At 51.7% G+C, this 25,738-nt stretch carries 17 protein-coding genes, 1 tRNA gene, 1 pseudogene and 1 riboswitch; of the genes and pseudogenes, 14 read left to right on the top strand and 5 right to left on the bottom strand.

The genetic code is table 11. The annotated features are described in order from the left end of the window. Positions 1-11: 11 nt before the first annotated feature. Positions 12-3,200, bottom strand: coding sequence for a type II CRISPR RNA-guided endonuclease Cas9 (gene cas9 / locus ACN0IC_RS09060; RefSeq protein WP_416878456.1), 3,189 nt, complete (start codon positions 3,198-3,200; stop codon positions 12-14). A gap of 582 nt (positions 3,201-3,782) precedes the next feature. After that, entirely contained in the window at positions 3,783-4,028 is a 246-nt protein-coding gene (locus tag ACN0IC_RS09055) for a recombinase family protein (RefSeq protein ID WP_416878455.1), read from the bottom strand. A gap of 136 nt (positions 4,029-4,164) precedes the next feature. Here ACN0IC_RS09055 and ACN0IC_RS09050 point away from each other — a divergent pair, with 136 nt between their 5' ends. From ACN0IC_RS09050 to ACN0IC_RS09010, 9 genes are all read left to right on the top strand, one after another. Then, complete coding sequence (locus ACN0IC_RS09050; protein ID WP_416878454.1) at positions 4,165-5,370, top strand: type II secretion system F family protein; 1,206 nt, start codon at positions 4,165-4,167, stop codon at positions 5,368-5,370. 9 nt (positions 5,371-5,379) lie between these two features. After that, entirely contained in the window at positions 5,380-6,063 is a 684-nt protein-coding gene (locus tag ACN0IC_RS09045; protein WP_416878453.1) for a methyltransferase domain-containing protein, read from the top strand. A gap of 53 nt (positions 6,064-6,116) precedes the next feature. Beyond that, complete coding sequence (locus tag ACN0IC_RS09040) at positions 6,117-6,776, top strand: PulJ/GspJ family protein (RefSeq protein ID WP_416878452.1); 660 nt, start codon at positions 6,117-6,119, stop codon at positions 6,774-6,776. Then, positions 6,773-7,843 (top strand): hypothetical protein, encoded by a 1,071-nt coding sequence (locus tag ACN0IC_RS09035; RefSeq protein ID WP_416878451.1) that lies wholly within the window; start codon positions 6,773-6,775, stop codon positions 7,841-7,843. Before ACN0IC_RS09040 ends, ACN0IC_RS09035 begins: the two co-directional genes overlap by 4 nt. After that, positions 7,809-8,867, top strand: coding sequence for a hypothetical protein (locus ACN0IC_RS09030; RefSeq protein ID WP_416878450.1), 1,059 nt, complete (start codon positions 7,809-7,811; stop codon positions 8,865-8,867). Before ACN0IC_RS09035 ends, ACN0IC_RS09030 begins: the two co-directional genes overlap by 35 nt. 2 nt (positions 8,868-8,869) lie before the next feature. Then, positions 8,870-9,466 carry a hypothetical protein gene (locus tag ACN0IC_RS09025; RefSeq protein WP_416878449.1) on the top strand — a complete coding sequence of 199 codons (597 nt, stop codon included), beginning with the start codon at positions 8,870-8,872 and terminating at the stop codon, positions 9,464-9,466. After that, positions 9,463-9,924, top strand: a complete 462-nt coding sequence (locus ACN0IC_RS09020) for a hypothetical protein (protein ID WP_416878448.1) — start codon at positions 9,463-9,465, stop codon at positions 9,922-9,924. Before ACN0IC_RS09025 ends, ACN0IC_RS09020 begins: the two co-directional genes overlap by 4 nt. Positions 9,925-10,132: 208 nt before the next feature. Beyond that, a complete protein-coding gene (locus ACN0IC_RS09015) occupies positions 10,133-12,187 on the top strand; it encodes a secretin N-terminal domain-containing protein (protein ID WP_416878447.1) in 2,055 nt (684 codons plus the stop codon). 36 nt (positions 12,188-12,223) lie between these two features. Next, a complete protein-coding gene (locus ACN0IC_RS09010; RefSeq protein ID WP_416878446.1) occupies positions 12,224-12,670 on the top strand; it encodes a hypothetical protein in 447 nt (148 codons plus the stop codon). Positions 12,671-12,704: 34 nt separating this feature from the next. On the opposite strand, the gene ACN0IC_RS09005 is transcribed toward ACN0IC_RS09010, so the two are convergent. Next, entirely contained in the window at positions 12,705-14,801 is a 2,097-nt protein-coding gene (locus tag ACN0IC_RS09005) for an acyltransferase family protein (protein WP_416878445.1), read from the bottom strand. An 81-nt stretch (positions 14,802-14,882) separates the two neighbouring features. Between ACN0IC_RS09005 and ACN0IC_RS09000 the strand changes: the two genes are divergently transcribed. From ACN0IC_RS09000 to ACN0IC_RS08990, 3 genes are all read left to right on the top strand, one after another. Then, positions 14,883-15,806, top strand: a complete 924-nt coding sequence (locus ACN0IC_RS09000; protein ID WP_416878444.1) for an NAD-dependent epimerase/dehydratase family protein — start codon at positions 14,883-14,885, stop codon at positions 15,804-15,806. Positions 15,807-15,809: 3 nt separating this feature from the next. Beyond that, entirely contained in the window at positions 15,810-16,862 is a 1,053-nt protein-coding gene (locus ACN0IC_RS08995) for a glycosyltransferase family 2 protein (protein ID WP_416878443.1), read from the top strand. A gap of 216 nt (positions 16,863-17,078) precedes the next feature. Continuing rightward, complete coding sequence (locus ACN0IC_RS08990) at positions 17,079-18,395, top strand: PQQ-dependent sugar dehydrogenase (RefSeq protein WP_416878442.1); 1,317 nt, start codon at positions 17,079-17,081, stop codon at positions 18,393-18,395. A gap of 14 nt (positions 18,396-18,409) precedes the next feature. Here the strand turns inward: ACN0IC_RS08990 and ACN0IC_RS08985 are convergent. Beyond that, positions 18,410-18,486: transfer RNA gene (locus tag ACN0IC_RS08985), tRNA-Arg, on the bottom strand. An 82-nt stretch (positions 18,487-18,568) separates the two neighbouring features. Between ACN0IC_RS08985 and ACN0IC_RS08980 the strand changes: the two genes are divergently transcribed. Continuing rightward, a complete protein-coding gene (locus ACN0IC_RS08980; protein WP_416878441.1) occupies positions 18,569-19,564 on the top strand; it encodes a TraB/GumN family protein in 996 nt (331 codons plus the stop codon). Between the two features lie 128 nt (positions 19,565-19,692). On the opposite strand, the gene ACN0IC_RS08975 is transcribed toward ACN0IC_RS08980, so the two are convergent. Further along, the gene (locus ACN0IC_RS08975) at positions 19,693-21,576 is read right to left on the bottom strand and encodes a TonB-dependent receptor plug domain-containing protein (RefSeq protein ID WP_416878440.1); all 1,884 of its coding nucleotides are present in this window, start codon (positions 21,574-21,576) and stop codon (positions 19,693-19,695) included. Between the two features lie 116 nt (positions 21,577-21,692). Beyond that, positions 21,693-21,892: riboswitch (cobalamin riboswitch) on the bottom strand. Positions 21,893-22,000: 108 nt separating this feature from the next. Between ACN0IC_RS08975 and metH the strand changes: the two are divergent. Then, positions 22,001-25,695: pseudogene (gene metH, locus ACN0IC_RS08970) on the top strand (methionine synthase). Positions 25,696-25,738 lie beyond the last annotated feature (43 nt).

The raw sequence follows: 25,738 nt of genomic DNA, 5'->3' as shown, positions 1-25,738 counted from the left end.
CTTTGCAAGATTTATGCCGAGCCAGATTTATGTCGTCTGATCTTACCTGAGGGGGAAACAGTAACTTTTATGGCATTTGACTGCCCTAAAGATCCTGGCGACATCTGAAACCCCAAAAGCTCTTTCGCTCTTATGCGGGCCGAGGCATCGGCTTCATGGTGTTCTGCCATGTTTACTTTGCCCGCGGAAAATTTGTAAACAACCACGATTCTGCGAATATCTCCCCCTGTCTCTATTTCCAGCATATCTCCTTTCCGGATACGCATGATCAGGGGCTGCCCTTCGCGCCCGACAGGCTTGCGCCACCACTTCGGATCGTCCTGAGCCATTTGATAGGCCTGATAGGTTGTAATGACTTCTCCGGCCCATTTACCTTTATGTCCCATGAAGATGTCATAACAATAATTACCGTCCCCCTTATAGGCTTTGACGTGTTCATCTTCTTCGCCATGTCGAATAGTCACGAAACTTGTTGGTTTCATGGGTGTGTGAATGCGAACGCTGTAAACAGGCGGAGACATGGATTTTCCGGATTGTACAAGAGCCGTGGTAAAGTCTTTTCCTGTCAGCCCTTGAGAGTCTTCTTTCAGACGCGCCTGAAGAAGTGGATCTACAATTTTGTGCAAGTCATTTGCGCTCAAGGCGTCAAGAGGTTTTCTTGTTACAAGAAGAGCCTGATTTTTCTTATCCCCTTCTTCGACAATACCGTACGCGGTATCATTATGCATCGAGTCCTGAAACCCATGGTCAGGTTTGTGAGAGATGATTAATTTGGACAATCGATCTTCAGCGGATTTCCGATACCGTTTCAAAGGCTCTGCCATTGCCTGCATAATTTCAGAATGCTTTACCTGGTCTTTTCGACTTTCAAGGTCTGAAGCACGTTTGACCATGGCTTGGTCTGTCAGCGCCACAACCAGAGCGTCCACGGCGTGGTGACGGTGATCCGTCCTGTCTTTCTGATTGCCGCCCGTCAAACCGACCAAATTATTAAATCCAGCATAGTGGCGTAGATCAGATGTCAAACGTCCCGGTACAACCCAGACCTGACGTTTCTGTCCGCTCATACCTTGCCCTCCGAACAAGGCCTCGACAAATGTCTTTCCCAATCTGGAGATATAACGTGTGTCATTTAGCTGCCGCGCGAGAAAATTTCCGCCGCGCGCCTCCCACTGCTGCATGGCATCTGGGTCAAACCGCCAGCGTTTGGAGGCCGGTAACTGGGCCGCCCTCTGACCGAGTTCTTCCCAATCATACCCCTCGGGACTGTGATCAAAAGCTTTAGCGGGCGATTTATTCCCCTTAACACGGTTCGCTTCCCTCAGGCACAGAACTTTATTGGCAAAGCTGTCATCCAGTGTTTTGGACAGAGGCAAGATATGTTCGACCTCTACTGCGTCCGTAAAAACTTCCGTTTTGGCAATCGTTTTACCGGTAAAGACACACACCGCCACTCCGTCAAAAACATCGAGAGCTTCTTCATAGAGGCGAAGTTTGAGACGATTTTCATAATTGGTTGCATGTCCTTGTGACTCCAGCCATTTATTCCGCTCTTCATTCGCCTTTTGGTTTTTTGTCTGACGGGCCTCAAGATCTCGTAATCCCCGGTCAGATAGCGGCAGATCTCGAGTCAGTTCCAGAACCACCTGTTCCGGCGGCCCCCAACGACGGATAAGATCGTTGATAACTTTACGCAATTCATTCAACGCGACATGAACTGTCGGATTAGCGACGCGACCGAACTTTTCCTCGTCATTCTCGGGAACATCTTTTTCAAAGGCCGTATGGCGCGAGAGAATTTCCCCGTAATAAGGCAGTTCGTCTTCATGGATGACTCCGTCGCCCATTGCGCGGTGATCACGAAATTCCGCTTTGGCGGCATCATCATAACGAAGGCCTGTCTCCATATGCGGCACGATCCTGTCCAGAGCTGCTTTCGACAATTTTCCATGCGCGTCCGGGAGGCGCGTCCGCGCAATGTTCTTGGCCTGCTCTGTCTCAACATTATGTTCCTTCGAAAGCCAGGCTATCAGCTCAGCTTCCTGTTCGGTCTCGAGAAGTTTGATAACAATTTCATCTTGTGTCTTTCGAGGAAGAGATAGCCAGTCCTTGCCCCAAGAGTCGTCCTGCATGAGTTTAGCCGCCGTTGAGTCTCCCATCAGGTGATCACGTTTACGACTTTCGTGACTGAATTTTTGCGATTCCGGCAGGCCGAGTTGTTTGCGAATGGATTTAAATGTCCGCTTCCCGGTTTTCGATGAGGGTGTCATTAAATAATCAATAACAGTCTGTCTTTGTTTTGGGGACAGGATTTGAGATACTTCACCCGTCGCCCCCACTTTCAGAGCATTCACTTCTTGCAGGATACGGGCATATTGCGCCGTCGGCAGGGCTTTGGGGGCGCGGGGCTCTTCCGGCAGAAATGTACATTTCCCGGCTTTTTGCGGTTTGAGGGGGCGTTGATGCTCAATGACATGACGGAGTTTGTCATGTGCCTCATCCGTCAAAACATCCGAATGATAATTTGCCTGTGCATCCCAGATTTTCTCGAACTCATCCAATATCATTGCGCGATCAGGATAATAGTCATAGGCCATTTTTGAGCCTTCTGACCGCGCCTTAACCCGCGCCTGCGGCATCGGCTTGCCTTTGCCCGAAGCGGCGCTTTGATTGGCCTGCAATTGCTCTAGTCTCGGGCGCCCGAATAACTCCCCCAAAGTGCGGGCGTTCTGCGCGTCCATCATCCTGCGGGCTTTCTCAATAGCATCAAACATAGCCCCATCGCCCTCTCCATCTGTTTTACGATTGGATTTGAATCCTCGCCTCTGTTGCAAGTGAAACAAAGCCCGTCCAATTTCGTAGGGAGATAATTCTTCTTCCAGGGCCCGTGCACGTAATATCCAAGGATCAAGGGCCTCCAATTTTTTGCGCTTTGATTTTTCCTCCGGCAACAGCCCTGCCTCGACGAGGGCGTGCATCATGGAACGTCCTCGTGCGAGTTTCCGGTCCCAATTACGCCGCATCCCGCGTGGCCCTCGGCGTTGCGCCGCATTGGAGGATTTGTCCTTGGGGTTGCGGGCGTCAGAAAATATCCGAACCCCCATATCCATTAACTGTTGTGGCTCCAGCTTTTCCGAAAGTTGAATAGCCGCCCAACCCAGCGAATTTGTTCCAAGATCAATGCCGATGCGATATTTCATAATGACCCACTTAAAAAGGACTGACGCGAGGCATTCGACCTGAAACGAAGGGCCGCGGCCCTCTACCTCGCAAAATAAAATCATCCGTCCCGTGCACCACAGTAATATAAAGCGGGTTGAATTCCCTTCAGGAACCCTATATTTGACGTTTAACAGCTCCACACTGTGTTTAATGATTTTACATCAGCCCATTTTTTATAATTTACTATTTTTAATAGTCAATAAAAAGTTTCCTAGACCTAATAACTTTTTTGTTTTATGTTAAGTTAGGCATTCAGACGTGACCGTTCCCGTCTTTAGGTCTAGTTGCAGTTGGTTCGACTTTTCCAGAGTGCTGGACAACTGAAGATTTATCGACTATGGAAAGAGTGCATTTCTAGCACTCTGGAAAAGTCGAACTTTCCGTTAACAAGAACTTGAAAGTTCACGAAATGCGAAGGCGAGCTACGGCTCGCCTTCTTTTTTTGGCTTTTTGATATCGGAGCAGTTGGGATAATCAGCTATTTAAGCCAATTGAGCCCATGCTTAACATTTTTATAGTAGTTAGCCAGCGTCCGCTTTGCCCTCTAATAAGTCTTTTTGTTAAATTTTGAGGATTCGAGATACGGTCATTCTATACCATTTCCCACCATTTCGCGCTCTAATACCGCTTTCGTTGAGTATATTCGCTATTGATTGCAAACTCATATCGGGATGTATTCCTAGTCGGCCAAAATTACCCATAATCTGCAGGGCAAATTCTTCCGCTTTCAGCTTATTCATTCTAGCTAGCTCCTTTCCATTCTTACCCAACTTTACGCCTCGTGCTTTCGCCGCCACCAAAGCCATTTTAGTCCGCTCAATTCTCACTCACCAAACACTTTGTCTTTTCTGATGCAATTTACTAAGACGTAGGAATGCGGCGGGTCAGGGATGGCTATGAGCAAACGCCGCTTTCAAATTTCATCAAGAGGCCGAAGGCAAAATGTCCGTATTTCTATACAAGGCGCTTGATAAAAACGGGGTTGTGATAAAGGGCCAGACCGAGGCCAGAACACAGAACGACGCTTTGGACATGCTGCTGAAAAGGCGGCTGGAAGTTTATGAAATAAAGGAGACCAGGCCGGAAACGAGTTTTTTGGCACTCCCCAAACGGGTCAAACCCAAGGATTTGTCAAAATATATTCGCCAGATGGCAACGCTGCTAAATGCGGGGGTTTCTCTCCTGGACGCGCTTTCCAGCCTGGCCAAATCCAATGCCCATAAAAGCCTGGCGAAGTCTTCGGAAAAAATCAGAACGGATTTGCGCTCCGGTGAACGGCTCTCGGTTTCGCTTGAAAAACATATTCCGGCTTTGCCGATATATGTAGCCCGCCTGGCTGAACTTGGCGAGTCGACCGGCAAATCCGCTAAAGCGCTGACAGACGCCGCCAATCGTATGGAATATGAAAATGCGATGCGATCGGAAATCAAATCGTCTCTGTCCTATCCGATTTTTCTCTCCGTCGTCGGCGGGGCGATCGTGTTTTTAATGTTCTTATTCGTCGTTCCGCGTTTTGATGCTCTGATTGGCGATAACCGGGACAACTTACCCGCCATATCCAGACTGGTTCTGTCCATGGGAACGAGTTTGAAAGAAAACCTCTGGACGATTTTGATTGTGACGATTGCGGGGGTCGGCGCCTTGAGTGTTTTCCTGCGCCGCACGTCAAACCGGCATCTCTTCCGCAGTGCTTTTGAGAAAATGCCGATGGTCGGGCCGATGCTGGTTCAGGCGGATCTGGGGGGCTGGGCGCGGACCATGGGCATCGCGCTGGATAACGGCGCAGACTTGCTCTCCGCTCTCAAGCTCGGAGAGCTTAGCGTGAGGTCCCCGCGTATCAGATCGCGCCTTGAATTTGTTCGCGCAGAAATCCGGGCGGGACGTAATATTGATGAAGCCTTGGCGGAAAATATTCCCGATTTTGACCCGCTGACGCTCGACATGATACGCACGGGACGTACATCCAGCCGATTGCCGGAAATGCTGCTCTTTATCGGAGATTCTCAGGAGGCTCAGATACGGGATTTGACAAAACGTCTCTCCGGATTGGCGGAACCCACGGCTATTTTGCTTATCGCGATGATTGTCGGCACAATTGTTATCAGTATCGTCTTGGCCATGACCAGCCTTTACGATTTTGCGCTATAGGAGGCTTTCATGGAAAACCGTTATGATGATGCCGACAGAATGCGCGAAAAAGTTATTTCCGGACGTCACCGGCAACTGGTCGGCGGCAAATGGGGCGAAATCGGCCGCCTGCAATTCAACTATCTCAAATCAAAAGGACTAAAGCCCGAGCATTACCTATTGGATGTCGGCTGCGGAAGCCTGCGCGGCGGTGTCCATTTTGTCTCTTATCTCGACGCCTTTCAGTATTTTGGGTTTGATAAAAACGAAATGCTTATTGCGGCGGGGGTCGAGGTAGAGCTGAAAAACCTTAAATTGGACGAGAAAGTCAAGCCCGGCAATTTTGCGTCTTCCGAAGACTTTCAATTTCCTGCTGACTGGCCGCAAATGGATTTCGCCATCGGGTTTTCCATTATCACCCATCTGGGAGAAGGCTCGGCAGAACTCTGTCTGCAGAAGACGGCGACCCAACTGAAACCTGGCGGCATATTTTATGTGACCGTTTTTGAAGTGCCTGACGAGGAAGTGGGTATAGGCCCCTATTTACATAAAAGCGGTATTCAGAGCTGGGCTCATAAAGATCCGTTTCATTATACTTTCGGCCAGTTGGAAGCGCTCGGCGAAAAGGCCGGATTGACGCTAACAGACATTGAAGAATTTAATCACCCAAGAGGCCAGAAAATGGCTGTCTTTGAAAAAGCGGCTCAGTCCTAAATGGATGGTGCGGCGAAATGGTGAAGTCTCTCTGTTTGAGAATAAGACCACTTTTGTGGTCTGCGCTTGACCTTGCGCCGTCTCTGCAAGGGGAGAAGACGGATCGCTCCGAGGGATTTTCCCTGCTGGAAGTCTTGGTCGCCCTGGCGATCATGTCGGTCGCGTCTCTGGGCCTGTTTCAGTCTTTGTCTTCCATGTTGGAAGTCTCCAGCAAGTCGGTCCGTTATACAGAGGGCACGCTGAACAACGCCATCATTGATCGGAGCCTGTCGCAATTGGTTCGCGGACTGGTCACAGAATGGCCAGACGGTCCCGATAGCCCGTTCAAAGGCCGGGAAACAGAGTTTGAAGGCCTGTCCACGCGCGCGATTGAAGAAGATAATTTTGGGGTCATGTCTTTTACGCTTCAGCTAAGGGAAAATCAGCAAGCGGGGCGGGATCTTGTCTATTTAAGCGCAAACCAGGAAATTTATCTGGCCCGCAATCTGCCGGACTCCAGTCATTTTCTCTACCGATATGTGGATGGCCGCTGGTCTGATGTTTGGCCCTTACCGCCATCGCGCGATGAGTCAGAACTGGAAGAGCTTTTGCCTTTTGAAACCAAAGCCATGCCAGTGGCCATAGCGCTAAAATCATCCAATGCGGCTCTTGAGTGGATTTATAGGGTCGACAAATACAGATATTTGCCTGACCGGCTGGAGATTGACAGATGAGTGTCTCCTCCAGTTCTGGTGAATCCGGCTTTGTCTTGCCCTATGTTCTTGTCGTCATTGCGGTCTTGTCGATTGTGACCCTCATTGCCGCTGACAGACTGCAAAGATCCGTCAAAGCGCTTGATACCTTGCAAGCTCAAAGCCGGAATGAAGTCCTTCTGGCGAGCGCAGAATCTGAAGCGCTCTATTCTTTAATGACCGGGACAACCGTAGAGGGCGGCGTCGATATAAATCCGGAAAGCCTTATCCGAACAGAGTTTGGATATATTGGCAAAAACGGAGAAATTTTGAACGAACAGGATGTGCGCGATGTGAGCGAGCCGGATGTTTGGGGGGTTAATGGTGAGGTCAGACAGTCTGATGCGGGTCAGAGTCTCTCTCAAAATCCAAAAGTGGTCTATGTGGCCCTGCAAGACCTTTCAGGCGTTATTTCTCTTTCAAACGGCTCGGAAGAAAACCTGCAACAGCTTTTTGAAAGCTTGGGCGTCAGCGCCGAGGAGTCGCGGGGCTTGTTTGCCAAGCTCAGGGATTATTCTGATGCAGATAACAACCGCACCTTCAGGGGGGGAGAGCGGGCAGATTACAGGATGAAAGATAAAGCGAGTCCCGCGAATTCACCCTTGAGAAATCATGAAGAACTTTCCCGAATTCTAGATTGGGACTCTCCTCTGTCCGAATGGGATTTATCAGAGCTTAAGAGGCTGACAACGATCCTGCCGACCAATCCTTTGCGCGAGAGATATTTACTGCCAGAGCTTTCCGGAATCGTGGAGTTTTCCTCCGGCGAGGATGAACGCGCCGGCGGAGCAGATTTTCTGGAGTCTATCGCCACGTTAAGCCAAGATGCCTCGAATGATACCAGACTGATTTTTTGGGTTGAAAAAGAAGGTGGACTTTATACAAAAAGGGTGGTCGATGTAAAAAGAACGTCGGCAAGTCTAGATGTCCCCTTCCGGAAATACTGGGTAGACGAGACGACTGTTTTTAATGAGGATTTGGCGTTTTCAGACAAATCATTTGATGAGATAAAAGATGTTATTCACCCCTTATCTCTTCAAACTCAATAAAGCCCGCAAAAAAGATCTTATCGGGAGGCGATCGCTTCTCGGCCAATCAGTTTGCGTGATTCCGCGCAGTGACTGTTCGTTTCGCCGCATAAAAATCGCGAAATATTCCAAAAAAACCCTTCAGGCGCTCCGCCTTAGAGTGGAAAGAGAGTCCAATCAGGAAGAAGACAGCTTTACCATACGTGTCGATAATGACCGTAGACACGCCTCTGTCTGGGGATATAAAAAGCCGGTTACTATCACCGGGCGCTGCTTACCGGAGAGTCTGGCCCGCAACCCCCTGAAAGACGGCGCCAGGCTCGTAAAGTCCATTCAGGGTTATGAGGCGCAGCTTTGGAAAAACGGGTCTGTGATCTCTTCGCGATGGTGGCGGGATAAACCCAGCCCGCAGGCCTGGCAGACCTTTTTGCTGGGCGCTCAGGGCGAAATTGACATTGCCGATACGTCCCTGCCAACGATTACCGAGATACCTTACCGCACAGATCTGCCTGTTTTCGAATTTGAAAAAGCGCAGCTGCTGACAAATTTATCGCCCTTACGAACGGGCCTCGCTCTCGCCGCTTTGACGGCCATTAGCTTTATGTATATTTCGGGCAAAATTATGCATAACAGCCTTTCCCTACAATCCACCCGGTCGGAAATTGATAATATTTCGGACTCCACGGCTCTTATATTGTCGCAAAAACGGCGGGCGCTTTCCAATCTGAGAACTATTCAGGGCTATGAAGATATCGGCCACCCCGCCTCTCTGTTTTTTGCTCTCGTGGACATAAATGAAGTTTTGGGCGGAAATGACTTGCTGATTGAAAGACTGTCTTTGATATCCGGCGAAATAGAGATCGTGCTCCTGCCGGCAAATGACGAGCCGCCTCAAATTGCCGTTCCCAAAATCGTCGCAGAACTTGAAAGCCGGCCTTCGCTTTCAGGGGTGAATATCAGCTTTGGCGCGAATGACCGCATTATTCTGAAAAGCCGCGTCATGGAATCCTGGGACTATCAGGCGCTGTATTCGGGAGCCGAATGAATATGAGCCGGTTTGAAAAAATACGCGCGAATTTTGATACGGAAGTGACCCCGCTTGTCGGATATGGGGCATGTTGCCTTCTCGCGATTTTCGCCTTTTTAATGCTTGAATCCTATAATGAATACGCCTCCGCAAAACAGGCGGAACTTAATAGGCTGCAACAAGATGTAAGCGCGCTTCGGTCTCTGGAATCCCAGGATGACTGGCAGAACCGCCTTGAGAAAAGTGAGGACGTCAAGCGGCAGTTCGAGAATACCTTATGGAAGGGCAGTACGCCGGGCGTTATTGCCGCCGACTTCCAGCAAGAAGTCCAGCAGATAGCAGGTCGTCATAACGGGGCTCGGCTTAATCTGAGTATAGACCCGCAGCCTGAAACTCTGGGAAATATCAAAATCTTGAGATTTTCTCTCACCGCGCAATTCGAAACCGGGCGCGAGGTCATTGGCTGGTATTCTGATCTGGCGTCATATACGCCCGTCATCATTTTCCAAGAATTCAGTACGACCACGCCGACGCGGCGAGGGCAGCAATCCTATGTGTCCGGAAGCGGCTTTATCCCTGTGAACGTTGTTATTGAAACAGCCGGAGCGGTAGAATGAAAAGGTGGTTGATCAATCTTACTTTGTTCGGAATGCTCTTTGGGTTAATTCTTGGCTGGTTTCGCGCGGATGTCGGCCAGCCCGACACTGTCTCTCTGGAGGATGAATGGACGTCTCTCGAGCGGACAGACATTGAGGCAGACCGTTACGCCCAATTGACCAGAAGACTGTCGAGCAGCCGATTTTTCGCTCGGTCTTTTGATACTGAAGCGGACACGAATGAGTTTCTTGATGCTGAGGGAAACAAGCTGGCCCCGCCTTTTCCGAAAATCGTCGGTGCATCGCGTCTCAACGGCGTTCCCCATGTTCACCTTCTACTGCCGGATAACACATTTGTTAAAGGTAAATCCGGCGATATTTTGGCAAATGGCTGGGAGCTTTTATTGGTTGACTCAGAGAGAGTGACTGCTGTTTATGAGGGCCAAGAGAAAGAATTTCTGGTAGCTGATTATCAATAACGACCAAAAGACAAGCGCCTTGACCTTCAACACATGAGTCTCTGTCATTATCGGGAAGAATTTTTATTATATGTATCAGAAACAAATACATAACCGGATAAATTTTAAGGCTCCCGCTATTGCCCTTTGCCTGGCCTTGGTTTTTCTGTTGTCAAGCTGCAAGACGGTCGGACCTTCTGAAACGCAAGACAGCCCGATGGGGACGTCCTTGAAAGAGTCCCGTCTTGGAGAACAAATTGGACGGGCGCCCGCGGGACGAGCGGATGAAGTGGATGTCCCAGACACAAATAGCCCGGATTTCGTTCGAGCTCCTTCCCAATTAAGCCGTATCCCGGAAATTTCGGAAAGAGCGGATCAGGGCGAACGGCTTGGCGGCGGGCCGATGCCCAAACCCCAGACAGAAACTGTTGACGCCTTTGTCAGCCCGCTCATCCTGCCTCAGTTTATCGACGTGGTTTACGGAGAGATGTTGGGCATCCCCTATGTGACAGGGCCGGAAGTTGCGAATATGGACGATGTCGTTCAGCTTCGCTCTTCAGGCGAAATGAACTCGACTGATTTTATGGAGCTCGTCTCCGAAGCACTGGAAAATTACGGCGTCCGGGTTTTTCCGAATAACGGAACCCTCCAGATTTCCCGCGACGAAGCGCTGAGGTCCAGAATTCCGCGTTTCATCAAATCAAGGGCAAGGCTGAGAACGCGCGGCGATCTGCGCCCCGTCATACAATTTGTTGAAATGCAGGCCGTGGATGCCAATAGTATGCTCGGTTTTCTCCGTCAGGCTTTCACCGGCAAGGCGGATAGTTTGAAAATTACGGCCAATCCCGGAAAGAATTTTATTTCTCTGGCGGGTCTTCCCGAAGATGTGGACGCGGCCATCAATATCATCAGAGAGCTGGATGAACTGGATTTTGCCGGGACAGATATTCAGCGCTACACACCGCAATACTGGAATGTCGAAGAATTTTCTCAGGCGCTTGAGCAGGCCCTGCAGGTCGAAGGTTGGGCGGTGACAAGCAATTTCAATTTGAGCCGAACCATCTTTCTCATGCCGGTTAATTATTCAAATGATTTATTTATTTTCTCCAAGACGCAAACGGCTCATGAGCGGGCGCAGTCCTGGATCCGCGAATTGGATAAACCTGTACAAGGCGGCGATACCGAGCAGATTTATATCTACCAGGTCAAGAATGTTGACGCCGCGGTTCTGTCCGAAACAGCCAATAGCGTTTTACTTTCCAGTCAGAATGGGCGGGGCCGTCTGGGCGCGGGGTCTACCCAGTTTAATAATTCAACACCAAACAGCCCCGGGTCGGAACAGTCCGATAGTCGCCGGGGATTAGGTTCGAATGGAGTTTTCAGTGTGGATCCTGTGGGCAACCGGATCATCTTCACCGGCACGTCCACGGAATATGCTAAATTTGTGAACCTATTGGAGCAGCTCGATACACCGGCTCCGGAAGTTCTCATCGAAGTCCAAATCGCGGAGGTCACTCTGAGCGATTCCACCAATTATGGCCTGGAATTCTTTATCGACGATATTGGCGATGGCAATTTTTCCGCGACAGCTAGCACGGACGGGCTTGGAACGGGATCCTCCGGTTTGAATGTCGCGTTTTTGAGCGGCAATGTGGACGCCGCAATCAATGCCTTTGCCTCAAACAGACGGGTTAAGCTTCTCTCGACCCCGATATTGGTCGCAAGATCTGGCAGTCAATCCGAAATTCAGGTCGGACAGGACGTCCCGATTATTACCGCCCAAAGAGCGGCGAATAACCAGAACGGACAAGGCGATACGGATATTCTGCAAAGTATCGCTTACCGTAAAGTCGGTAATCTCTTATCCATCTCGCCTATCGTCTTTAGCGATAACCGTATTGACCTTTCAATCACACAAGAAGTGTCCTCGACAGTGGATGTGTCCAACTCGACGATCTCCAGCCCGACAATCTCCAACCGGTCATTATCAACCCAGCTTTCCCTCGAAGACGGACAGACCGCCGTTCTGGGCGGATTGATTTCCGAAAATTATGTGACAGATGAAAACGGCGTTCCGGTCCTCAAAGACCTTCCAGTAGTGGGTAATCTGTTTTCAAATGACTCCTTTTCAGTGGATCGCACCGAACTGGTGCTCTTGATAACGGCTTATGTCTTGCGCGGACAGCCTGACAAAGAGCGGTTCGTGAACCGCTTGACCGACCGCGTCGATGGATTTTTGCGGGATGAGAGCCGCATGATGACACTACTGCCGAATAAGCCTTAATACGGCCCCTATATTTCAATGCGTGAAAGGCTACGTTTGTCTACCAAGCGTCTCAAATTAAAGCCTACAACCGAAGAAGCAGGATTTTCGGTTCTGGAGGCCATGGTCGCGATCGCGATTATGGCCGCCTGCCTTTTGCCTCTATTTGCCCTGCAGGGGCAGTTCGTGAATGTCGTCGGACAGATCGAACGGGTTGAGCTACAGATTGAAGCCAGAGATCAGGCGCTGGAAGTCATCAAGCTAACAGATTTCAATGCGTCTCCTGAAGTCCAATTTAATTACAGCCAATACCAAATTCGCCTGAGCGCTAAGAGGGCGTCGAATACAAGGCCTGTAAAAAATAGCGGAGGAACATCCGGCCGTTTTGAAATGACCCTTTACGATGTGGCCGTCACGATAGAATATCTCTCCGGGAATATAGACAGTTTCACTGTCAAAGAGTTGGAATGGCAGGAGACATCCGGCTATTTGGAAGGCCTGTAAAAATCCCGGCCTCCTCCTCATTAAAACTCTGATTTTATCTCTCTATCGCTGACAACAGCGCTTTTTCCAACTCAGGCGTAATCGTGCGAACATAGGTCGCGGTCAGGTGGTGCTGATCCCGATAGACCAGAATATTGCCGACAATCACAGAGCAAATCTCTTCGCCGCAGATGCTGTCCGTCATATCGATAAAGCTTGTATTCGGAGAGAGCTCTGAGGCGCGAAGCATGGTTCCGCCGCGGCTGAAAGCGGCCTCCCGGGTTATATTACAGGCTGACCAGTCCGGCAGGTTTTCTGCGATACAGTCAGGAATGTGAGTTTCAAAACGCGGGGACTCATTCAAGGCCGCAACGCGAATTCCTTCCTCGCCAAAGGCGTTCCAGTAGCTGGCCGCGCCGGCAGCGACTTTCTCGACATTATCTTCCCATGTTTCTGCCCCTTCGGCATATTTAGGAAATTGTCCCGTAATAACCAGATCTGGTTTCAATGTCTTTATTTCTTCAACGACAAGCTGCCCCCAAGCCTGACATTCTTCATAGGGTTTTTGCGCGAACGTCAGCAAAATTTTGTTAAAGGCGCAGGAGGATTTGGTGTAGGTCACGATCGTCCAGTTGCGCTTTGCCGCAATTTTTTTCAAGGCGGGTAGCCATTGCGCGGCGTGGGAATCGCCGACCAAGACGACTTTCTTGTCGGACGCTTCCGAAAGCTCATCCTGCTTTTCCATCACCGGTCGCCCGTCCTCCCCTTTAACGGGGTTATAAACGCAAGCTAAAGGCGCCGTATCCGGCTGTGCTGTATGGCATTGATCCGCGTAGACCGTGGCGACATCTTTCCGTGCATTGGCCAGAGACGGAATAAAGGCAGGCGTAACCACCGGTAAATCCGAAGCGTCTGTGCCAATGGCGGCCGCGCCGGGGTAATCGCTCTGGAACTGCTCGGTTTCTTCCCCGCCGGCGGTAAAACTTTCTTCTTTCGGGGCGGCCAGCATAAGCAAAAGACCGGCAATGACCGCAATCGCCATGGAAAAAGCACCCAAAAGGTATAATTCGAGTTTGGATTTAAGTTTGTCCGTATGGCGTATCGGGTTTTCGAGGAAATGCGTTGAAAGCGCGGCGCCCAAAACCGATAGAATTATTACTGCCAGTCCTGCCGAAACTGATATTTCAGGCCCGAACAGGGCGATCGCAAAGATTACAACCGGCCAGTGCCAGAGATAAAGCGAATAGGAAATATCGCCAATATAGGTCAGGGGCCTAAAGGAAAGCGCCTTTTGAACAGCGCCGTTCTTGTCACTTTCATAGAGTATGCCGGCCCATAAGAGAAACCCGACGCCCACCGTTGGAATAAGGGCCATAGACCCCGGAAAAGGCGTATTTTCAGTAAATAAAATGCCGCTTCCCAACACCATGAGCAGGCCGAGCGCGGCAATAGGCGTCCGTAATTTTTCCGGCAATCGAATAAAAGGCGCCGCGCAGGCCAAAGCGCCGCCAAGCGCCAGTTCCCAGACGCGCGTGTAGGTAACGAAATAGGCCGCCGCGGGATTGGTCGCCGTGACATAGATTGAGCTGGCAAGCGAAAGGGCAAAGATTAGGACGAGCAGGGCGATGATCGACACGCGCAAGGTCATGCGCAAAGATCTGGCCACAATCACCATCAAAAGCATGATGAGAGGCCAGAAGATGTAGAACTGTTCCTCAACGGAGAGCGACCAGAAATGCTGTAAGGGGCTCGGCGGTTTATCCGCTGTTAAATAATTAATTGACTGGAAGTGCAGATAGAGGTTTTCAACATATAAGGTACTGGCGATTATCTCTCGGCCCGTATCTACCCACCGGGTCTGAGGCAGGATGAAATAGGCCGCGACAGCCGTGAGGATGAGCACGAGCGTGGCCGCCGGCAATAATCTTCTGATCCGCTTGGCATAAAACTTCAGGGCGTCGAATTTTCCGTCCCGTTCCGTATTTTTCAGAATGATGCCGCAAATCAGGAAACCTGAAATTACGAAAAAGATATCTACGCCAATATACCCGCCGGGCATGACGCCCGGAAAGACATGAAACAATAGAACGAGCAAGACGGCCACGGCCCGCATACCCTGAATATCGGTTCTGAACTTCTGGATTGTTGTCACATCAATTTCCGGATTTTTTTACTAGAGAATAAACAGTAAACTCTATACGTTGCCCAAAATAAGATTGCTACAGGAGAAATTATGCTGGTTCTTTACGGAGGCACCGGATTTATCGGGCGCCACCTTTGTGAAAGAGCCCAGGTAAGTTCCTGCAAGGCCGTTGCGTTCTCTCGGCAGTCCAGACCCGATTTTATGAAAACATCAGCCCCGGACGTCGAATTTTGCCGCTCTGACGACCTAGAGATCGAGGCCTATCTCAAACAGGCGAAGACGATTGTTTATCTGGCAAATAATTCCAGACCGTCCACCGGCGCCCGGAAAGTCATGGATGTTGTCTCTGCGGATTTGGAAAATGTGACGACCTTTACCGAGCATTTATTTGATATAAATCCGAATTGCCAATTGATTTATCTGTCGAGCGGCGGACAGATTTACGGCCCGGATCACAACGCGCCCATTTCTGAAAAGGCTGACGCTCATCCTGTGACGCCTTACGCACTGGGAAAATTATTGAACGAGACGAGCCTTGATTATTTCAGACATGTCAGCTCGCCCAATATTCTTACTCTTCGCCTGGCAAATCCGATTGGTCATTGGCAGGTCGGCACCTCGCACGGATTTGTGTCGGCAGCCGTGAAAGCGTGTCTGACGGGTCAGGAGCTTACGGTGTTTGGCGAGGGACAAAATGGGCGGGATTACTTTGACGTCGATGATTTTGCCGACTTCATTCTCCGTCTTCATAAGTCCGATACATCCTATTCGGGTACGTACAATATCGGCAGTGGAACCGCCCACACCGAGAAAGATATCATAGGCCTTATCGAAAATGAATTTCAGCGGGATATCTCCGTGACATATGCCGCGGGGCGGGAGTTTGATCTGCCTTATGCCGTTTTGGATATTGCCCACGCTCAAAAAGACCTCGGCTGGTCGCCGGAGACGCCGCTGACACAAAGCCTTCAAAAAATTGGGCAGGCCATCAACCCTTCCGCCGCGCAGGCTTAAGCCTTGGCATTGGCTCGACCGGATATATCTGCGCCTTCCGAGGCCTCCCCCGACGCTCCGGCTCTATGGGCAAGAATTATTATAGTGTCCTATAATAGCGGCTCGGATCTGCAGAAATGCATTGATAGTCTGGCCGGACAAAGCTGTCAGGATTTTGAAGTTTTCATCATTGACAATGACTCGCCGGATGAGGCGGTGCGGGATTTAAACCTGCCGAATGAGCGCTATTACCGGCATTACTCCGAGACGAATGACGGCTTTGCTGGGGCGAGTAATTATGGCGCCAAAACGGCCCGGACAGAGTGGGTCATTACTTTGAATCCTGATGCCTGGCCCGAGCCGAATTGGCTCGAAAACCTCAAAGCGGCCAGTGAGGCGCATCCCGATTTTTCCATGCTGAGCTCTACCCTCATCCAAGCCGATACCGAAAACAAGCTCGACGGATTTGGAGATTACCTGACAATATTCGGCTTGGCGAAATCCTCTGCCCTTAACGAGCCGGACACCGTGCTGCCGGCTGAACCCGTCGAGGTGTTTGGCCCCTGCGGCGCGGCGGCGGCGTATCGGCGGGAGATTTTCCTGGAAAGCGGCGGATTTGACGCGCGGTTTTTCTGTTATCTCGAAGATGTCGATCTGGCCTATCGGCTACGTCTTTTTGGAGAGAAATGTCTTCAATGCCCCGGAGCGCGCGCGCATCATGTCGGCTCAAGCTCTACCGGCAAACAATTCGGGTTCAAATTTTATCATTCAAATAAAAACAACGTGCCTCTGGTCGTGAAGAATACACCTCTTCTTCTGCTTTTTATTATGTTTCCTCTGTTCTTACTCAGTCAGATTTATTTGATTTACCGGAATAAATCTCATCCAAATTTCAGGGATCAGATGAACGGTTTCCGAGACGGCCTGAAAGATATTCCCGCAATATTAAAACAGCGCCGACAAATTCTACCCCGCCGAAAGGTCGGATCCTTAAAAATCGCGAAGCGGCTGAGCTGGTCAATCAGAACGGTGCAGGACACGGCAACAATCTACTGGCCCGTGTATAAATCCAGGTGATTGATTAGCTGCTTTCTAGAGAAGAATGCGCGCGTCAGAAAAATTCCGAATCTTACCTTGTCACATTGAAAACCAGATTGGAACACCCTGTCAGCTCCTTAATTGGGATGCCTGCGGGTATTAATTAATTGAGCTTCGAATTTATCATTATTATCTGCGGAACCGTATGCGGCCATACGAGTTCGATTAGAAAGCTTGTTATCGGAGACTTGTAAAATGCGCTATTCCCCATTTCTGCTGACCCTTGCCGCCGCCATCTTGCCCGTATCGGCTTTTGCTCAGGCGGGCGCCGGCAGTAGCGATCCTTCCGCCGAAGAAGATAAAGGACGCAAAGGCGTCGAGATCGTGGGACATGTCCTCAAACCTATCCCCCTGGAGTGGAGCGAAGAGCGCATGGCGCGGCTCGCCCTCCCGCAAGGGTTCGATATAAATGTATATGCGCGTAATTTAAAGAACGCTCGAATGATGCGGGTTGCGGACGATGGCAGGCTTTATATAACTCGCCGGGCCCAGGGTGATGTACTGATGCTACACGACACGGATAATGACGGAATTGCCGACAAAAAACAGGTCGTTGCCCAAAAGGACCAGATGCACGGAATCGAGATTGTGGGCGATACCGCCTATCTCATGACCGTCACGGATCTCTACCGCGCGCCTCGGCTGGAAAATGGAACCCTAGGCGAATTAGAGGTCATTGCCACAGACTTTCCGGATGGCGGGCAACACCCTAATCGGATGGTGGTGATGGGCCCGGACGGACGATTATATGTCTCCATCGGCTCGACCTGTAATGCCTGTGCGGAGACGGATGATGAAAGCGCGGCAATAGTCTCTCTGAACCCTGACGGAACGGATCGCCGCATTTTTGCCTCCGGGCTGCGAAACACAATCGGCTACGGATTCGAGCCTACGACAGGCGCCGCTTATGGCTTTGACCACGGCATAGATTGGCTCGGCGACAATGAGCAACACGAGGAATTTAACCGTCTGACCGAAGGGAACCGATATGGCTGGCCTTATGTTTACGCCCTCTCGCGGTTCAATCCGCAAGATACGCCGCCGGATCAGAGCTTTTCAGACTATGCCGCTGGCAGTCAGGAACCTATCGGGCTCCACACCCCGCATGCGGCGCCGATGCAGCTAGCTTTTGACGCCAAAAACGCGCTCCCGGATGATTATAAAGGGGACGCTTTTATTGCGTTTCGAGGCTCCTGGAACCGCATGCCGCCCTCAGGTTACGAAGTCCTCAGAGTGGATTTCGAGAACGGCCAGCCCGTTGGAATGAAGCCATTTGTGACGGGTTTCCTTATGCAGGATGAGGAAAGCCCCACGGGCTGGGGGCAAATGGGCCGCCTCGCAGGTCTGGCCCAAGGCCCTGACGGCGCGTTATATCTCTCGGATGATGAAAACGGGATCATCTACCGCATCACTTATGTGGGAGAGGACGCCCATGAACGCTCCGAGCCGGAGTTCACAAATGCCAAAGCCCCCGACCTAAATATCGGCTTGGTACAGACCGACGAAGAGTAGTCTTTAAAGGAAAATGGCGCACCTAGCACGATTCGAACGTGCGACCTCTGCCTTCGGAGGGCAGCGCTCTATCCAGCTGAGCTATAGGTGCTTCCAAGACCCGCCTCTTAGGGGAAGTTTCCCAGCTGCGCAATGACGGTTTTCATCTGCTTTAGGCTGGGATAGACCAAGATATGCTAAGACTTTCCACTCTTTTTTCGGCCGCTGCGGCGCTTTTTCTTTTGGGGGGCTGTGACAGCAGCTCCGGTCCGACAGTGTCGGTTGACGACCGCGTGGCAAAGGCCCGCGCCCGTAATGACGGTCCGGCGATCTGGAAAGTCAGCGACTATGACAGTGAGCTTTATTTGTTCGGGACATTGCATCTTTTGCCCGAGGATATGAACTGGCTGAAAGACGATCTTCGCGGCGTTATGCAAGAGGCCGGAACGGTTTATTTCGAAGTGGATACGACGGAGTCCGGCCGCATTGACGCGACCGTGGTCAGCGCTCAACTTGGCCTGCGAAAAGACGGGCTGCGCCTCGCCGACAGCCTTGATAATTATCAGCTCAAACTTCTGGATGCCGTCGCCAATAACGGCAATATCCCGCTCGCCAGTCTGGACTCCATGAAGCCGTGGCTGGCCAGTGAATATCTGACCCTGACAGCCGCCGAGGAAGCTGGACTTTCAACCAACCTGTCCGCCGATGAAGCGCTGAAATCGATGGCAAAGCGCCAGCGCAAGAACATTCTTTATCTGGAGGATGTCGAAGACCAGATTCGCGCCACGGCGGATTTACCCGAAGGTCTGCAGCTCGAAGTGCTGACAGAAACCATGGAGGAGTTCAGCGACCTCGGGCGGCAGCTCAAACGTTTGGCGCAGGGCTGGTCCGTGGGACAAACCGATTTCATGACCCAGCAAATGATTGATCCGCTCAAGGCCGAGGCCGGCGAAATGTACCGCTCTGTTCTGGTCGAGCGGAACGAAAAATGGGCTGACACACTTATCCGCCATCTGGAAGGGAGCGGGACATCCGTTGCAGCTGTCGGCGTCGCGCATTTATTGGGCGAAGACAGCCTGATAACAGAGCTGGAAGAGGCCGGATATGAAGTGGAACGCTATTACGCGTTTATGGGCGAGAATGTGATCTCGCCCACAGAGCTTACGATAGAACGCCCGGACCGGGAGTAGGGGTTATTTTTTCTGTCATTCCGGGGCGCATGGCGAACCCGGAAGGCCGAGAGGTTGGAGACCGCTTCATTTATGGCACACCCTCTCTCGACCTTCCGCGTCAAGCGCGGAGTGATCGAGTAGGAGGCCTAAAAATCTGCCCTTACGCCCGCAAAGACGCCTCTGCCTTCGCTCGCATATCCGAACACCTCTTGATAGTTTTCATCGGCGAGGTTCGTCCCGCGCAGGTAAATGCTCACGATGTCAGACACCGCATATCGGACATTCGCCCCGATGAGGGTGTAGGAGTCCAGCTCGACCGTTGAAAACGTGCCGAAATTAGTATCAAGCTGAGAGCCTGTATGATCGGCGTTGACGGTCAGAGACACTTTATCCGTCGCGTCCCATGTCGCCGTCGCGCTGGCGAGAAATTCCGGGCGCCGGATTTCCTCAATTCCGTCTTGATCGCTGTCCAGGAAACTGGCTGACCCGCTCAGGTAAACTGTGTCGGCGATGTCCCACTGAGCCGCCAATTCGATACCTTCACGCGTGCTATCGGTCGAGAGGTTGATGACGGTGCTGGTGAAATCAGGATTAAAGACGGTGGTGATTTCGTCTTCTAGTTCGGACCGGAAATAATCTGCCGAGAGGGTGAGATCGCCCACATTCTGCTCATATCCAATAGAGTAGCCCAGTGAGTTTTCGGGTTTCAAATCCGGGTTTCCGGTAAAACGGCTGGCCGGGAAAAATCCGAACAGCTCGACGAGGGTAGGGTTTTTTACGCCCGTCCCAACGGAGCCGCGAACGCGCCCGTCCCAGCTGAAATTATAGCCCGCGCCCACGCGCCAGGTCGTGGCATCCGCAAAGACATCATTGATATCCTGCCGGACAGAGCCGGTGAGCGTTAGCGTCTCACCCTTATAGCTGTAATCCGCCACAAGGCCGTAATTGTAAATATCCGGCACGTCCGGATCTCCGGCGAGTTCATATTCCTCGCGCTCGACTTCGCCTAACAGGGTCAGATCGTGACGGCCGGAAAAGCTGCGTTTTGCGGCCCAACTCGCATTTTGCCGCGTGCCTGTGGAAACGGTAGGAAAGCCTGATTGGGTATCGGTTTCCGTTTCGACCATATTGGACTGAACGAGGTGATCAAACCCCGCGAAGTCAAATCGGGCATCGATGCGGGCCGTAGTTGTTTTAACATCTGTTTCGCTGTCCGTATTGTTCAAAAGCCCGTCAAAATCAGTATCCCCGTCAAAATCCGTATGGCGGAGATTGATAGCGCCGTTCGCGGAAAAGGTAATTCCGGCGAGTTCAATCTGGTTAAGCCCAACAGAAAGGCGGCGGCTATCTGCTCCATCTTTTTCGCCGCCTAAGCCGGAGACGTCATAACCTTCGGTGGTGAAAGCATTTCCGTTGATTGAAAGCGCCGCGTTGCCGAGCGGGACAACGCCGCTGAACTGGCCTTCCAAGGTTTCGCGGCTTCCGGCTTCGACGGAGGCGCTAAAACCTTCTCTTACTTCGCCAGAGCGAGTGATAATATTGATGACCCCGCCTACGGCGTCAGAGCCGTAAAGCGCGGATTGCTCGCCGCGCAGGACTTCAATTTTGACGACGTCATCGCTGCGAAGTCCGCCAAAATCAAAGGCCCCGTCTGTCGGATTATTGACCTCGACCCCGTCAATCAGGATGAGCGTGTGGTTGGCTTCAGAGCCGCGCAGACGTAAATTTGTCAGACTTCCGCCGCCGCCGGACTGGCTGACCGCCAGGCTCGGCACGGTGCGAAGAAGGTCGGTTACATAGGCCTGGTTCCGATTGCGGATTTCCACTTCCGTCAAAATAGTGACGGGGGCTGTCAGCTCGTCCCGGGTCGAATATCCGATGCGATCAGCGGTGACGACGATTTCATTTGAGTTAAAGTCGGCTGAATTTTCTGCGTCCGCTTCAGCCGTGTCTTCATAATCGGCCTGGGTTTGGGCAAAGCTGTTTGCGGCGAAGGCGCTTAGCGCGACGCCTAATAATAATCGTTTCATGTCACACTCCATTTTAGTCCCGCCCGAAAAGGGCAGGGTGACGGTCAAAAGAGTGTCGTCATTGGAGAGCCCGACCATTCGGGCCTTTCCATACGCATTGGTGCATCCCGCCCAAGCGTGCTGGCGACGTCGTTGGCAGGTCTTCTGACTTGGGGATCAAACGAAGCGACACGTCTTCCCGGTTTCCCAGTGACATATGTGTCGCCTCTCACCCTTTACAGCGGCGGGAGCCGTGGCGCAGTTTCAGCGCGCTTCCCATATTCACGCCCATTGCATTTTGAAAACGCAGCAGGCGACCAACGGCGTCCCCTCTAAGGATTTTATCGGGGAGGGCAAGTAAAAAAACTGCGATATAAAGATTTCTTTATATACTCTTCGGGCTAAGCCTGTTAAACGCCGCCCAAATGCAAAAAAGGATAGCCCTATGTCCCACTGGCCACAGATTGAAAAAGCAATCAAAGAGCGGATCATCATGCTGGACGGCGCTATGGGCACAATGCTGCAAAAACAGGGGCTGGAAGAAGCGGATTTTCGCGGCGAGCGGTTCAAGGACTGGCCGTCCCCTTTGCAGGGTAATAATGACCTGCTTGTCCTAACCAAGCCGGACGTGGTTGCAAAAGTTCACAATGATTTCCTCGCGGCCGGCGCGGATTTAATCGAGACCAACAGCTTTAACGCGACGACAATTTCTCAGGCCGATTATGATATGGCCGATCTTGCGCCGGAAATTGCGCGGGCGGCGGCGCAGATCGCGCGCGACTGCGCGGATGCGTGGACAGAAAAAACGCCGGAGAAACCCCGCTGCGTCCTCGGCTCTGTCGGGCCGATGAACAAGACCTTGTCCATCTCGCCCAAAGTTGAGGATCCCGGCTTTCGCGACGTGACTTTTGACGAGGTAAAAGCCAGCTATATCGGCCAGATCGAAGCCATGGTGGATTTGGTCGATGCGATCTTGATTGAGACCGTGTTTGATACACTCAACTGTAAAGCCGCCATCGCCGCCGCGCGTCATGTTTTCGATGCTGTCGGCTACGAAAAGCCCATCATCATTTCCGGCACGATTACCGACCGGTCCGGCAGAACGCTTTCTGGCCAAACGGCGGAGGCGTTCTGGATTTCGATTGCCCATGCCAAACCTTTTGCGGTGGGCCTGAACTGCGCGCTCGGCGCGGATGAAATGCGTCCGCATATTGAAGCGATTTCGCGCGTGGCTAATACGCATGTCATCGCTTTCCCCAATGCGGGCCTCCCTAATGCCTTCGGGGAATATGACGAGAGCCCGGCGGATATGGCCGATCAGATCAAGCCCTGGGTGCAAGAGGGTTTCGTCAATATCCTCGGCGGGTGCTGCGGAACCACGCCGGATCATATCGCGGCCATTGCAAAAGCAGCAGACGGCTTGCCGCCGCGTAAGCCCGTTGACCCCGAAACGACATTGCGTTTGTCAGGGTTAGAGCCATTTCAGATAGCGGTATAGTCATGAGTTCTACAGCAAATTTCGTAAATATCGGCGAGCGGACGAATGTGTCCGGCTCGGCGCGGTTCAAGAAATTAATTGTCAAAGGCGATTACGACAAAGCGCTTTCGGTCGCCCGCCAGCAGGTTGAAAGCGGCGCGCAGATTATCGACATCAATATGGATGACGGCCTGATTGATGGCGTGGCCGCGATGGAGCGTATCTTGCAGCTGGTCGCCGGTGAGCCGGATATTTCGCGCGTGCCGATTATGATCGACAGCTCCAAATGGGAAGTGCTGGAGGCAGGCCTGAAATGCGTTCAGGGCAAATGCGTGGTCAACTCGATCTCTATGAAAGAGGGCGAGGAGCCGTTTCTGAAACATGCTAAAATGTGCCGCGACCTCGGCGCGGCGGTTGTAGTCATGGCCTTTGACGAAGAAGGCCAGGCCGAAACGGCGGATCATAAATATGAAATTTGCGAACGCGCCTATAAACTTCTGACGGAAGAAATTAATTTCCCGCCGGAAGATATTATTTTCGATCCGAACATCTTTGCGATCGCGACCGGGATTGAAGAGCATAATGATTATGCCGTCGAGTTTTTCGAAGCCTGTAAGCGGATTAAAGCCAATTTGCCTCACGCGCGTATTTCTGGCGGATTATCCAATGTCAGTTTCGCCTTTCGCGGAAACGAACCGGTGCGCGAAGCGATGCATTCAGTGTTTTTGTATCACGCTATTCCGGCGGGGCTGGACATGGCGATCGTCAATGCGGGGCAGCTCACGATTTATGATGATATTCCCGATGAACTTCGTGAACGCGTCGAAGATGTTGTCCTCAACCGCCGCGATGATGCGACGGACAGATTGTTGGACATTGCCGAGAAATATCGCGGTGACGGCAAAGGCAAAGCGGCCGTTGTCAATGATGAGTGGCGTAAACTTTCCGTCGCTAAACGTCTTGAACACTCTCTCGTGCGCGGCATTACCGACTATATCATCGAAGACACCGAAGAAGCGCGCCTGGCCGCCGACCGTCCGCTCCACGTCATTGAAGGGCCGCTGATGGACGGCATGAATGTCGTGGGCGATCTGTTTGGATCGGGGAAAATGTTCCTGCCGCAAGTGGTGAAATCCGCCCGCGTCATGAAAGCCTCCGTCGCCCATTTAATGCCCTTTATGGAAGCCGAGAAAGAAGAGCTTGGCACAGCCGGGTCGTCCAACGGCACGGTTCTGATGGCCACCGTGAAAGGCGACGTGCATGATATTGGCAAAAACATTGTCGGCGTGGTCCTGCAGTGTAACGGCTATGACGTTGTCGATCTGGGCGTGATGGTGCCTTGCGACAAAATCCTGGCGGCGGCCAAAGAACACAAGGTCGATATGGTCGGCCTCTCCGGCCTGATTACGCCGTCGCTCGACGAGATGGTGTATGTCGGGAAAGAGATGCAGCGTCTTGGCATGGATATGCCTTTGCTTATTGGCGGGGCGACGACCTCCAAAACCCATACGGCGGTCAAGATTGAGCCGGCCTATAAAAACGGCCCTACCGTTTATGTCACCGATGCGTCCCGCGCGGTCGGCGTGGTCAGCACGCTTCTGGGCGAGGGCAAAGAAAAATATGCCGCCGAAATCAAGGCAGACTATGAACGCGCCCGTGACGCACATAATCGCGGCCAAAGCGCCAAGGCCCGCCTGACGCTCAAAGAAGCCCGCGATAATATCTGGCAGCCGGAAGGCGGGTGGGACACCTTTACCCCGCATAAGCCAAGTTTTATCGGCACAAAAACGCTGACAGAATACCCGCTTGAGAAACTCCGCGACTATATAGATTGGACGCCGTTTTTTGCGACATGGCAGCTCAAAGGACGGTTCCCGGCCATTCTGGAAAATGAAATGTATGGAGAGGCGGCACGGGACCTCTATGAAGACGCCCAGAAAATGCTGGATCAGATGATTGAAGAAAAATGGGTCAAAGCCAATGGAGTCTTCGGTTTCTGGCCTGCCAAACAAATCGGCGATGATATCGAAGTTTATTCCGACGAAGAGATGAGTGATAAGAAAGTCACTTTCCACGGCTTGCGCCAGCAAATCTCCAAAGGGGATAACAAGAAGCCGAATTTCTCTATCTCTGATTTCTGCTCGCCCAATGGCGACTATATTGGCGGGTTCTGCGTGACGGCCGGCTTGGGGGAAGAGGCCAAGTCCAAAGCCTTCACCGAAGCCGGAGATGATTATAACTCCATCCTGTTCAAAGCTCTTTGTGACCGTTTGGCCGAAGCTTTTGCTGAACATCTTCATGCAAGGGTGCGCCGCGAATTCTGGGGCTATGCCCCGGATGAGGACTTTAGCGGCGAGGACCTGATTGCAGAGCGTTATGCGGGTATTCGACCGGCTCCCGGCTACCCGGCCCAGCCCGATCACACGGAAAAGGCCACATTGTTCAGCCTGCTGGACGCCACAAAGGAAACCGAGGTTATCCTGACGCAAAGCTTTGCCATGCATCCGGCCAGTTCTGTTTCGGGGATCTATTTCGGCCATCCCGAAAGCGTTTATTTCGGCGTCGGCAAGATCGAGAAAGATCAGGTCGAGGATTATGCCCGGCGCAAGAAAATGACGGTGGAGGATACGGAACGCTGGCTCGCGCCGATTTTGAATTATTAGGTCTCGTCCCTATATACAGGCTAGATTCTTTATAGTGTAAATT

The organism is Litorimonas sp., from assembly GCA_029936425.1.
Taxonomy (GTDB): domain Bacteria; phylum Pseudomonadota; class Alphaproteobacteria; order Caulobacterales; family Maricaulaceae; genus Litorimonas.
This window is presented reverse-complemented; position numbering and strand designations above follow the sequence as displayed.